The organism is Actinoplanes sp. CA-051413 (assembly GCF_050955795.1).
In the GTDB taxonomy this organism is placed as follows: domain Bacteria; phylum Actinomycetota; class Actinomycetes; order Mycobacteriales; family Micromonosporaceae; genus Actinoplanes.
In genome coordinates, this window is the sequence record NZ_CP192100.1 from 3,923,519 (window position 1) to 3,935,468 (window position 11,950).

10 protein-coding genes are annotated in these 11,950 nt (G+C 72.2%); 7 read left to right on the plus strand and 3 right to left on the minus strand.

The genetic code is table 11. From position 1 onward, the window contains the following. The first annotated feature begins 15 nt into the window (after positions 1–15). The 5 genes from ACQP2Y_RS18295 to ACQP2Y_RS18315 all read left to right on the plus strand — a co-directional run bounded on the left by ACQP2Y_RS18295 (position 16) and on the right by ACQP2Y_RS18315 (position 5,750). Positions 16–222: a heavy-metal-associated domain-containing protein gene (locus tag ACQP2Y_RS18295; protein ID WP_433729763.1), complete on the plus strand. Its 207-nt coding sequence runs from the start codon at positions 16–18 to the stop codon at positions 220–222. Between the two features lie 2 nt (positions 223–224). Beyond that, a complete protein-coding gene (locus tag ACQP2Y_RS18300) occupies positions 225–1,154 on the plus strand; it encodes a hypothetical protein (RefSeq protein ID WP_433729765.1) in 930 nt (309 codons plus the stop codon). A 12-nt stretch (positions 1,155–1,166) separates the two neighbouring features. Next, on the plus strand, positions 1,167–3,437 hold the full coding sequence (locus ACQP2Y_RS18305) for a heavy metal translocating P-type ATPase (RefSeq protein ID WP_433729767.1): 2,271 nt from the start codon (positions 1,167–1,169) through the stop codon (positions 3,435–3,437). Positions 3,438–3,646: 209 nt separating this feature from the next. Further along, complete coding sequence (locus ACQP2Y_RS18310) at positions 3,647–5,074, plus strand: MFS transporter (protein WP_433729769.1); 1,428 nt, start codon at positions 3,647–3,649, stop codon at positions 5,072–5,074. Between the two features lie 22 nt (positions 5,075–5,096). Next, positions 5,097–5,750 carry a hypothetical protein gene (locus tag ACQP2Y_RS18315; RefSeq protein WP_433729771.1) on the plus strand — a complete coding sequence of 218 codons (654 nt, stop codon included), beginning with the start codon at positions 5,097–5,099 and terminating at the stop codon, positions 5,748–5,750. A gap of 20 nt (positions 5,751–5,770) precedes the next feature. Here the strand turns inward: ACQP2Y_RS18315 and ACQP2Y_RS18320 are convergent, their stop codons facing one another. Beyond that, positions 5,771–6,988, minus strand: a complete 1,218-nt coding sequence (locus ACQP2Y_RS18320) for a cytochrome P450 (RefSeq protein ID WP_433729773.1) — start codon at positions 6,986–6,988, stop codon at positions 5,771–5,773. Positions 6,989–7,080: 92 nt separating this feature from the next. Next, a complete protein-coding gene (locus ACQP2Y_RS18325; protein WP_433729775.1) occupies positions 7,081–8,676 on the minus strand; it encodes an MFS transporter in 1,596 nt (531 codons plus the stop codon). Positions 8,677–8,799: 123 nt separating this feature from the next. Here ACQP2Y_RS18325 and ACQP2Y_RS18330 point away from each other — a divergent pair, with 123 nt between their 5' ends. Both ACQP2Y_RS18330 and ACQP2Y_RS18335 read left to right on the plus strand, forming a co-directional pair. Then, positions 8,800–9,165: a hypothetical protein gene (locus ACQP2Y_RS18330; protein ID WP_433729777.1), complete on the plus strand. Its 366-nt coding sequence runs from the start codon at positions 8,800–8,802 to the stop codon at positions 9,163–9,165. Beyond that, entirely contained in the window at positions 9,162–10,670 is a 1,509-nt protein-coding gene (locus ACQP2Y_RS18335) for a hypothetical protein (protein ID WP_433729779.1), read from the plus strand. The genes ACQP2Y_RS18330 and ACQP2Y_RS18335 overlap by 4 nt, the downstream gene beginning before the upstream one ends. A 42-nt stretch (positions 10,671–10,712) precedes the next feature. On the opposite strand, the gene ACQP2Y_RS18340 is transcribed toward ACQP2Y_RS18335, so the two are convergent. Continuing rightward, on the minus strand, positions 10,713–11,825 hold the full coding sequence (locus tag ACQP2Y_RS18340) for a YncE family protein (protein WP_433729781.1): 1,113 nt from the start codon (positions 11,823–11,825) through the stop codon (positions 10,713–10,715). Positions 11,826–11,950 lie beyond the last annotated feature (125 nt).

The following is an 11,950-nucleotide window of genomic DNA, read 5'->3' on the forward strand; positions in this document are numbered from 1 at the left end:
GGTACGATGACTGACATGACGACGAAGACCTACACCGTGACCGGAATGACCTGCTCGCACTGCGTCGGCGCGGTCAGCGCCGAAGTCGGCCGGCTCCCCGGCGTCACCGACGTGCGGGTCGACCTGGCCACCGGCGCGGTCACGGTCACCAGCGATCAGCCTGCCGACGACGAGGCGGTCACCGCGGCCGTCGACGAAGCGGGCTACGAGGTGGTGAAGTAGCGATGGGCACTCCACTCAAGCTCGGGTCCTTCGCGCTCGGCCTGGCTGTCGTGTTCTCCGCGGCGCTCGGCCTCGGTAACCTGGCGGGCCCGGCCGACAGCGCGACCACCACCACGACGGCCCACAGCGACGGCGGTCACGACGGTGCCACCGCGGCGGACAGCCCCGGCGAGCACATGCCGGCCGGCCTGCAGATCACCCAGGACGGCTACCAGCTCCAGCCGCTCTCCCCGGCCCTGGCCGTCGGCCGGCCGCAGCCCTTCGCCTTCCGGATCGCCGGACCCGACGGCGCGCCCGTCACCAGTTACACCACTAGTCACGACAAGGACCTGCACCTGATCGTGGTACGCCGGGACCTGTCCGGTTTCCAGCACGTGCACCCCGCTCTCGCCGCGGACGGCACCTGGTCGATCCCGCTGGCAGTCTCCGCAGCGGGGCAGTACAGGGTCTTCGCCGACTTCCGGCCCGCGGGGCACGCGGAAGGCCTGACGCTGGGCGCGGACGTGCCGGCGCCGGGCGACTACCGGCCACGGCCCCTGCCCGCAGCCTCGCGGACGGCCACCGTCGACGGCTACACCGTCACTCTGGAGGGCGACCTGGTTCCGGGTGCGTCGTCGAAGCTGACGCTGTCGGTCGCCAAGGGCGGTACGCCGGTCACCGACCTCCAGCCGTACCTGGGCGCGTACGGGCATCTTGTGGCTTTGCGGGCCGGCGACCTCGCCTACCTGCACGTCCACCCCGACCGAGCCCCCGGCGACGGCAAGACCAGTGCCGGGCCGCAGGTCACCTTCTACGCTGAAGTTCCGTCGAGCGGCAGCTACCGGCTGTACCTGGACTTCCAGCACGCCGGCAAGGTACGCACCGCTGAGTTCACCGCCATGGCGGGCACGCCCGCGGCGACACCGTCCGCCACCGACCACAGCCACGAGTGAGGGAGAGCAGCCATGGCCTCAGGCGCCGAGCCGCTGCTGACGGCACCGAACCGGATCGAGCTGTCGATCGGTGGCATGACCTGTGCCTCCTGCGCGTCGCGGATCGAGAAGAAGCTCAACCGCATGGACGGGGTCACCGCCACGGTCAACTACGCCACCGAGAAGGCCTCCGTCACGTTCGCGGACGCCGTCACCGCTGACGACCTGATCGCCACGGTGGAGAAGACCGGCTACACCGCCGAGGTGCCGCCCCCGCCGCGTACGGCGGGCGACCCGGCGGAACAGGCGCAGCCGGCCGACGAGCTGCGCGGGCTGCGGACCCGGCTGTGGACCTCGATCGTGCTGAGCGTGCCGGTGATCGCCCTGGCGATGATCCCGGCGCTGCAATTCAACTACTGGCAGTGGCTGTCGCTGACGCTGGCCGCGCCGGTCGTCGTCTACGGCGGGCTGCCGTTCCACCGGGCGGCATGGACCAACCTGCGGCACGGCGCCGCCACCATGGACACGCTCATCTCGCTGGGCACCCTGGCCGCGTTCGGCTGGTCGCTGTGGGCCCTGTTCTTCGGCACCGCCGGCATGCCCGGCATGGTCCATCCGTTCAGCTTCGCCGTCACCCGCGGTGACGGCGCCGGCAACATCTATCTCGAGGCCGCCGCGGGGGTCACCACCTTCATCCTGGCCGGCCGGTACTTCGAGGCCCGCTCCAAGCGCCGCGCCGGAGCCGCCCTGCGCGCGCTGATGGAGCTCGGCGCCAAGGACGTCGCCGTGCTGCGCAACGGCGTCGAGACCCGCATCCCTGTCGGTCAGCTCGCGGTGGGCGACCGCTTCGTGGTACGGCCGGGGGAGAAGGTCGCCACCGACGGCGTCGTCGAGGACGGCGTCTCGGCGGTCGACGCCAGCATGCTCACCGGCGAGTCCGTACCCGTCGAAGTCGGCGCCGGTGACACCGTGGTCGGCGCGACGGTCAACGCCGGCGGCCGGCTGGTCGTGCGGGCCACCCGCATCGGCGCGGACACCCAGCTCGCGCAGATGGCGACCCTGGTCGAGCAGGCCCAGACCGGCAAGGCCGCGGTCCAGCGCCTCGCCGACCGCATCTCCGGGGTCTTCGTGCCGATCGTCATCGCCCTCGCCACCGCCACGCTGGGCTGGTGGGTCGGCACCGGCAGCGGCTGGACGGCCGCGTTCACCGCTGCCGTGTCGGTGCTCATCATCGCGTGCCCGTGTGCGCTGGGCCTGGCCACGCCGACCGCGCTGCTGGTCGGCACGGGCCGCGGCGCCCAGCTCGGCATCCTGATCAAGGGGCCGGAGGTGCTCGAGTCGACCCGTACGGTGGACACGGTCGTGCTGGACAAGACCGGCACCGTCACCACCGGCCGGATGACCCTGCTCGACGTCGTCCCCGGCGACGGGGTCGACGCCGGCGAGGTGCTGCGCCGGGCCGGGGCAGTCGAGGCCGCGTCGGAGCACCCGATCGCCCAGGCCGTCGCCACCGCCGCCACCGACCGGGTCGGCGTGCTGCCGGCCGTGACCGGCTTCGCCAACCTCGAGGGCCTCGGCGTACGCGGCACCGTGGACGGCGTCGAGGTCCTGGTCGGCCGGCTGCGGTTGCTGGAGCGCGAAGGACTCGACGTCCCGGCCGGCCTCGAGCAGGCCGCCGCCGATGCCGAGGCTGCCGGGCGTACCGCGATCGTGGCCGGCTGGGACGGCCGGGCCCGCGCCGTCCTCGCGGTCGCGGACGCCGTCAAACCGACCAGCCGGCAGGCCGTCGCCGCCCTGCGCGCGCTGGGTCTGACGCCGGTGCTGCTGACCGGCGACAACACGACCGTGGCGCGGGCGGTGGCCGCCGAGGTCGGCATCACCGAGGTCGTCGCCGAGGTGCTGCCGGCCGACAAGGTCGACGTGGTCAAGCGGCTGCAGGCCGACGGCAAGGTCGTCGCGATGGTCGGCGACGGCGTCAACGACGCCGCCGCCCTGGCCCAGGCCGACCTGGGCCTGGCCATGGGGACCGGCACCGACGTGGCCATCGAGGCGTCCGACCTGACCCTGGTCCGCGGTGATCTGCTGGCCGCGGTCGACGCGATCCGGCTGTCCCGGCGCACCCTGCGGATCATCAAGAGCAACCTGTTCTGGGCGTTCGCCTACAACATCGCGGCGCTGCCGCTGGCCGCTGCCGGCCTGCTCAACCCGATGATCGCCGGCGCCGCGATGGCGTTCTCCTCGGTGTTCGTGGTGGCCAACAGCCTGCGCCTGCGCCGCTTCGCCGGCGCCCACCAGGGCGCCTGACCACCATCCACACCGGACTCCGCCGCACGCGGAGTCTTCCCCGGGTGAGCCGGCTCCGCGTGGAGCCGGCTCACCCGTCGTGCTTTCCCGGCCGTCACCGTGTGACGAAGACGTCGTTCTCCGCCAGGCCTTGACCTCGGGTACCCCCTAGGGGTACATCTCATTAGGTCAATGACATACCCCCTGGGGGTACGGAAGGAGTGAACGTCATGGTGCACAGCGCCAAGCGGTGGTGGGCCCTCGGACTCATCGCGCTCGCCCAGTTCATGGTCATCATGGACACCTCGATCATCGGGGTGGCCCTCCCGCGCATGCGCGAGGATCTCGGCTTCTCACCCGGCGACCTGTCCTGGGTCTTCAACGCCTACGTCGTCGCCTTCGGCGGGCTGCTGCTGCTCGGCGGCCGGCTGTCCGACCTGCTCGGCGCCCGTCGCGTCTTCGCCGCCGGCTGGCTGATCCTGCTGGCCGGCTCGGCCGTCGCGGGCCTGGCCGGCACCGTCGGGGTGGAGCTCGCCGCCCGCGCCGCGCAAGGAGCCGGCGCCGCGTTGATCGCCCCGTCGGCGCTCACGCTGCTGATGATGCTCTTCGGGGAGAAGCCCGCTGAGCTCACCAAGGCGCTCGCGCTCTACGGCGCGGCCGCGCCGGCCGGCGGCACCGCCGGAGTGTTCCTCGGCGGGGTCATCACCGAGTACCTGAGCTGGCCGTGGGTCTTCTACCTCAACATCCCGATCGCCGCGCTGGCCCTGATCGCAACCCCGGCCCTGATGCCCGCCGGTGGCGCCCGCCGCGGCAGCCTCGACGTCGCCGGGGCGCTCACCGTCACCGCCGGTCTGGCCACCGCCGTCTACGGGATCGTCCGCGCTCCGGAAGCCGGCTGGGGCACCACCCGGACCTGGGCGGTGCTCGGCGGTGCGGTGGTCCTGCTCGCCGCCTTCGTGCTCATCCAGGCCCGGCGGCGCGAACCGCTGATGCGGCTCGCCATCTTCGCCAACCGCGAGCTGACCGCCGCCAACGTCGCCCAGTTGCTGCTCGGCGCGGCCTGGATCCCGATGTGGTTCTACCTCAACCTGTACCTGCAGCAGGTCCTCGGCTACCGGGCCTTCCCCAGCGGTGCCGCGCTGCTGCCGATGACCGTCCTCATCATGATCGGCATGATCGCGCTGGCCCCGCGCGTGATCGCCCGGTACGGCCCCGGTCCTGCCCTGGTCACCGGGCTGGCCGTGCTCGCCGCCGGCCTGGCCTGGCTGGCCCTGATCCGGCCGACCGGCAGCTACCTGATCGACGTGCTGCCCGCGTCGCTGGTCGCCGCCCTCGGGATGGCCCTGGCGTTCATCCCGTCGCTGGGCACCGCCCTGTCCGCGGCCCGGCCGGAGGAGGGCGGGCTGGCCGCCGGCATCGTCAACACCAGCTACCAGGTCGGCTCCGCCCTGGGCCTGGCCGCGATGACCGCGCTCGCCGCGGCCCACGGCGCCGACGAGCTCGGCAACCTGCCCGCCCTCACCGACGGCTACTCGGCGGCGTTCCTCGGCGCGGCCGGCGTCGCCGCTGCGGCGGCCGTGATCAGTGCTCTCTCCCTGCGCCGTCGAGGCGCCACCACCCCGGCCGGCGCCGAGCCCGTCGGCACCCACCAGATCTGATTCACCAAGAGAGGCAACTGCCATGACCATCACGCCTGTTGAAGCCGGAAAAAGAGCCGGACTGTGGGCCCTGCCCGCGTACGGGGTGCTGCTGGGTCTGAGCACCGTGACCCACCAGCCCTCGGTTGACGACTTCGACGCCTACGCCCGCTACGTCACCACCGATGTGTTCCTGGTCAGCCATCTCGGTGCCAGCGTCCTCGGCACCAGCCTGGCCGTCCTCGGCGCCACCGCCGTTACCGCGTTGCTGGTGCACGGCCGGGCCGCGCGCGCCGCGATCGCCGGGCTGGTGCTGACGGTGCTGGCCAACGTGTTCCTGGCCGCGGCGTTCGGCAGTGCCGCCTTCGTCCAGCCGGGTATCGGCCGCGCCCACCTCGACGGCGTCGCGGGCATGCCGGATCTCAACGCCGACACCGCGTACGGGCCCGCCTTGTTCGCCACCGCGCTGAGCGCCACGTTCCTGCTCATCGTCGCGGCGGTCGTGCTCGGCACCGCCATCGCCCGGACGAGCCGGCAGCTGCGCTGGTACGGCGTCGGTTACGCCGTACTCATCGCGGTCTTCGCCCTGTCCGGCTTCTTCCTGCAGCCGGTCCAGCCGTGGAGTGGTTTCGCCCTGGCCGCGGTGACCGCGGCCCTGGCGATGCGGTTACCGAGGATCGTCACCGCCCACGCGTGACCCTTTCCTGTCCATGGTGGTCAGAACTGGACGTTGAGCGTTTCCAGTCGGTGGCCGAACGGCGCGGTCGGCGTCCAGTCCGGGGTCTCGTACGCGGGCCGCAGCTGCGGGCACCGGTCCAGCAGGATCCGCAGGCACTCGTCGGTCTCCATCCGGGCCAGCGCCGCCCCCAGGCAGTAGTAGGTGCCCATGCCGAAGCTCAGGTGCCGGTTGCGCTTGCGGGTGATGTCGAAGGTGTCCGGGTCGGGGAAAATCGCCGGGTCGCGGTTGGCCGCCATCAGCGCCAGATAGATGTGCCGCCCCGCCGGTACGGGGTGCCCGGCCACCTCGACGGGCTCCTTGGTGACCCGCCCGATCACGCCGGCCGGGCCGTCGCAGCGCAGCATCTCCTCGACCGCCGAGGGCATCAGCTCCGGGTTCGCCCGCAGCTGGGCCAGCTGGTCCGGGTGGTCGAAGAGCAGGACCAGGCCGTTGGCGATCAGGTTCGCGGTGGTCTCGTGCCCGGCGAAGAGCAGCAGGACGCAGTTGGCGACCGCCTCGTCCTCGGTGATGGCGCCCTCGGCTTCGGCCGCCATGAACATGCTCAGCACGTCCTCACGGGGAACGCGACGGCGTTCGGCGGCGATGGTCCGCAGATAGTCGTGCATCTCCAGCATGCTGCGCTGGGCCTGGCGCATCTGCTGCAGGTCGCCGTTACCGAAGATCGGCACGATGTCCCGCGACCACGCCTGCAGTTGCTCGCGGTCGGCGGTCGGCATCCCGAGCAGCTCGGCGATCACGTTGGCCGGCAACGGGTACGCGAGATCGCGGACCACGTCCATCTGTCCCTTGGGGGCGACGGCGTCGAGCAGTTCGTGGGTGAACGCCCGCACCCGGGGCCGCAGCCGGTCGACCATCGCCGGGGTGAAGTAGCGCTTGAGCAGCTGCTGGAAGCGGACGTGGTCGGCCGGGACGGTGTGTCCCATCCACATCTCGATGGACCGCCGGATCGGGGCCAGCTCCTCCTGCTCCTCGGGCGTGAGGCGCAGCAGGACCTGGGCCATGTTGGCGCTGTCCATGCGTTTGTCGCGCAGGGCCGCGTTGATGTCCGCGTACCGGGTGAGCAGGTAGGCGTCGAGCTGCGGCAGCCGGGCCAGGGGACTCTCGGCGCGGACCCGGTGCAGGAACGCGTTGTGGTCGGCCATCACTTCCGGGGTGAACAGGTCGTAGTCCCGTACCGTTGCGATGTCGTCACTCATGGTCGCGATTGTGGCGGAACGCAGTGATCGTTCTCAATGCCTGAATCGGTATTGTCCGGGAAACGACGGACAGGGCGGCCCGTCGCCGGTGGTCAGCGCGCCGAGAGCAGGTGACTGACTTGCGGCGGTCCGTCGGCGAGGGCCTGGGCTCGTTCCTCCACCGCCCGGTCGGCCCCGGTCAGCCGGCCGCCGTGCTGCCGCAGGTGCTCGTCCCAGCTCGGCACCAGGTACGCCTCGACGAAACGGTCCGGCTGTTCCCCGTCGCGGAACAGGCCCCAGCGCACCGCGCCGGTCCGCAACCGGCTGCGGCGTACCGCCTCCATCGCCTCGACGAACGCTGCCGCGCGGTCGGGGCTCACCGGGTAGCTGGCGGTGACCAGGACCGGGCCGTCCTGGCTGTCCGGGTCCAGTTCCAGGTGCGGCTCGGGCCAGAACACGGCCGGTTCGCGGTTCAGGCCGGTGGTGTCGCGCATCGGCCACCAGCGCAGCGTCGCCGCGCCGGCCAGCATCAGGACGGCGGCGGTCAGGTGGGCGGGCACCAGGCCCCACATGTCGGACAGCGCGCCCCAGACGAGGGCGCCGGCGGCCTGGGCCCCGGCGAAGACCATCTGGTAGATCGCCAGGCCGCGGGCGCGTACCCAGTTGGGCAGGAACAGTTGCATCGCGGCGTTCACGCTGGACAACACCATGACCCACGCGACGCCGGCCGGCAGCAGCGCCGCCACGACGACGGCCTCGGAGCGGCTCAGCGCGAGGACGGTGAGGACGAGGGCGAAACCCACGCCGGCGACCAGTAGCAGCCGGTTCAGGGACCAGCGGGCCCGCAACTGGGGGAGCAGCAGGGCCCCGGCCACCGCGCCGACGCCGACCGCGCCGAGCAGGACGCCGTACCCGCCGGAGCCGAGCCCGAGGCGACGGCTGGCGACCAGGGGGAGCAGGGCCCAGAGGGCACTGCCGGGCACCAGGAACAGGCCCGCGCGCAGCAGGATGCGCCGGACCACCGGCGAATGCCGGACGTAGCGGCCGCCGGAGCGGACCGCGGCGGCGAACCGTTCCGGCGCGGCGCTCACCGTGGCCGGGGGCCGCCAGCGCCACAGGACGAGCGCGAACAAGATGAAGGAGAGCGTGTTGAGCGCGAACACCACACCGACACCGGTACGGGCGATCAGCACGCCCGCGACCGCGGGGCCGACCGCCCGGGCCAGGTTCATGCTGATCGCCCCGAGCGCGGAGGCGGAGGCCAGCTGGGGGCGTGGCACCAGTTCCGGGATGACGGCCTGCCAGGCCGGAGCGGTCAGCGCCTGACCGGCGCCGAGCGCGAACGTGAGAGTCAGCAGCAGAGTTGGCGGCATGCGCTGGGCGAACGTCAGGATGGTGAGCAGAACGCCGACCGCGACCAGGAACGCCTGCACGCCGATGAGCAGCCGGCGCCGGTCGAACGTGTCGGCCAGCGCGCCGGACGGCATCGCGAGCAGCACGATCGGCAGGGTGCTGGCGGTCTGCACCACCGCGACCAGGGTGTCCGTCCCGGACTGCTCGACGAGCAACCACTGGGCGCCGACCGTCTGCATCCAGGTGCCGATGTTGCTGGCCAGCAGAGCCAGCCACAGACTGCGGAAGGCGGCGACGCGCAACGGTGCCCACGCCGACGGCGGCGCGACCCGGGCGGTGGATGACTGGGCGCTCACCGTACGGGTCTACCCGGACCTGCCAGGCTCTACCGCCGAGCCGGAAATCCTGCGGGTACGAGCCCGCCACGATGGGGTGACCGAGCTTGGCTCAGCCGCGCGGCGGGCCTTCTAATGTGTGCCGTGATGGAGTTCAGCCGGCGCGCCGGATGTGTCGTGGCCGGGTTGCTGGTCCTCGGGCTCGTGGTGCTGTTCGCCGCGACCGGCCTGGACACGGCCGACAAGGTCGCCAGCGCCGTCTGTGCCGTTCTCGCCGTGGTGGCGCTCTGCTGGCAGTATCTGGTGTCGCCACTCGGTTCCAGCGCACCTCCGGTGAGTGCCGCCGGTCCTGGCGCTGTCGCGGTCGGCGGTGACAACAACGCGGAAGTGAGCACCCGGTTCGCCGGCCCGGTCCCGCCGACCTCACCCGGCGTGAGCGGGCCCGCATCGGTCGTGGTCGGTGGCACGAGCACTGCTGCCATCCGTACCGATGTGCAGTTGTGGCAGTGACGCCCGATCGCCGGGCGGCCTATGCGGTCGGGCCGGGTGCGGTCAGCGTGGGTGGGGACGTGCACGCTCCGATCACCACCAACGTGTACGGCGGTGACGGCCCGATGTTCACCGTCGAGACGCCACCGCCCGAGCTGCCCCACGAGTTCGCGGATCTCGCCGCGTTGCGGGAGCAGCCCAGCAAGCTGCTCAACGCCCGCCGCCGGGTGATCCCGTTCAGCGGCCGGGCCCGGGAGCTCGACGAGCTGGCGGCCTGGCGTGACCACGGTCCGCGGCGGGCGGCCCGGCTGATCTACGCCGCCGGGGGCGAGGGCAAGACCCGGCTCGCCGCGCGGGCCGCCGAGCACGCCGCCGCGGCCGGGTGGACGGTCGGCTGGGCGCGGCACCGCACCGACACCCCGGGCGGCGGCGCACCGCTCACCGTGGCCGGCGACCATCCGCTGCTCATCGTCGTGGACTACGCCGAACGGTGGCCGTTGACGCACCTGCAGTCACTGCTCGACCGGTACGCCCGGCACACCGGCCCGCTGCGGGTGCTCCTGCTGGCCCGGTCGCTGAGCTGGTGGTCGGTGGCCGACTCGATCTGCGACAAGCTCGGGATCATCACGGGCGTACCGGTGCCGCTGGAGCCGCTCGCCGGCACCGACACCGAACGGCAGGCGCTGTTCGAGGCGGCCTGCCGACGTTTCGCCGAGATCTACGGGCTGCCCGCGTCCACGGCATTCGCCGTCCCGGGCGGTCCCGCGGACCGCGCCTACGGTTCAGTGCTGACCGTACACATGGCCGCGCTCGCCGTCGTCGACGCGTACGCCCAGCACCAGCTCGCCCCGCGGGGCGCGAGAGACCTGTCGCGGTATCTGCTCAACCGCGAGTACCACTACTGGACCGTGCTGCACGGCGAACACCGGTCCGCCACGGCCGCGCGGGCCGCTTTCATCGCCTGCATCACCGGTGGCCTGCCCCAGCCCGCCGGCGCCGCGCTGCTCGCCCGCAGCGGACTGACCGAGGCCGCCGGCACGAGCGCCCAGCAGATCCTCGACGCCCACGCGCGCTGCTATCCGCCCACGACCGCCGGGACGGTCCTCGAACCTCTGTACCCCGATCGTCTCGCCGAGGACTTCATCGGGCTCACCCTGCGTACCGATCAGCCGGACAGCCTGGCCGACACCTGGTGCGGCAGCTCGCTCACCGACGTCTTCGCCCGCGAAGCCGGGCGGGTGCCCGGCCACGCCGGCCGCGGACTGATCTTCCTCGCCGCGGCCGCGGCGACCTGGCCGCACGTCGGTACGGCGCTGCGCACGCTGCTGCACGCCGATCCGTCGCTGGCGGTCGACGCCGGCGGCCCGGCGTTGCTGGCGATCACGCCGTACGCCGACGCGGAGATCGCCGCGGCCATCAGCCGGCACCTGACCGAGCGCAGCATCGACCTGCACCCGGCGGCCGCCCTGCTCAGCTGCGGCATCCTGCAGGTGTCACTGCTGCTGAACAGCCGCCGGGGCACGTGACACGGCGGTGGGGGCGCGGCTCGGCGGCCGCGCCCCCACCGGTCATGACGTCGGGTTGTCGATGACGTGCAGGGTCGGTGCGCCGCCCGCTGCCGGCTGGGTGACGGCATACAGGGTCTCGCTGTCGGGGGACCAGACCAGGCCGCGCGGGGCGAGCACGTCGGTGGTGATGTCGATGCGTCGCTCGGGGACGACACCGCCGGTCTCGTAGACGTAGATGTCGTCGCCGGTGGCGCGGACGCCGTTGGCGACGTGGTAGTCGTCGGGTGCCGCCGCAACGGCGACGGGGTAGTACCCGGTGTAGTAGGAGCCGCGGCCGGACAGGTCGTCGATCGCGTACGCCTGGGTCGCGTTGCGGGATCCGGCCCCGGTCAGCAGGGTCTGGCCGTACTTGTCGATGCTGATGTCGTTGAGGTTGCTGCCCGGCGCGGTGCCCGAGGTCCTGGTGGTCAGCTCACCGCTCTCGCCGATGTCGTAGACGTACACAGTGGACAGGCTGAGGTTGAGCTGGGCGGCGACCAGCGGACCGGCGGCGTCGTCATGGGCGGCGAGCAGGGGTGCCCGCTGGAAACGGACGTCGCCCTGGGTGTTGAGGTCGATGGTGGGCTTGGGCGGCGTGCTCGGGGTCGGCGACGGCGAAGGTGATGCGGACGGGGACGCGGACGGGTCGGGTTCCACCGGTTCCGGGAACTTCACCCGGCCCACGCCGCCGCTCCAGGTGCCGTCGCAGCCGTGGCCGAACCAGAGCAGCTCGCCGGCCCGTACGAGGTGGGTGGGGCACGTCCGCGCGCCGGTGCTGTAGCGGTCGGTCTCCTTGAGCGTGTGGGTGTCGATCACCGAGATCGCGTCGCCGGCGGCCTGGGCGACGTAGAGCTTGTGGTTGTCGGCGTTCAGGGCCAGGCCGGTCGCGCCGTACTGACCGGTGATCGTCTTCTTCACGTGACCGTGGAGGTCGGTGACGACGACGCCGTTCGAGCTGGATCCACCGGAGATGTAGACCTGGTCGTGGTCCTGGTCGACGACGAGGTCGCCGAAGGCCGGCAGCCCCAGCTGGTTGTCGAGGGCCTGCGCGGGTCCTCCTGAATAGACGATTGTCGTAACAGCCAGGGCGGCGACGGCCGCACCTGCGAATATGCGGCTGTTCGGCACCTTCATTGATTCCTCCCCCGTGACACAACGATGGCGCAGGCAGGTTATGCACGCCGTTCCGGGTCGCGCTGTCCCGGTCGCCGTCGTATCGCAGGTGCTGGAGAATGGGACATTCCGACTGCGGGAGAAGC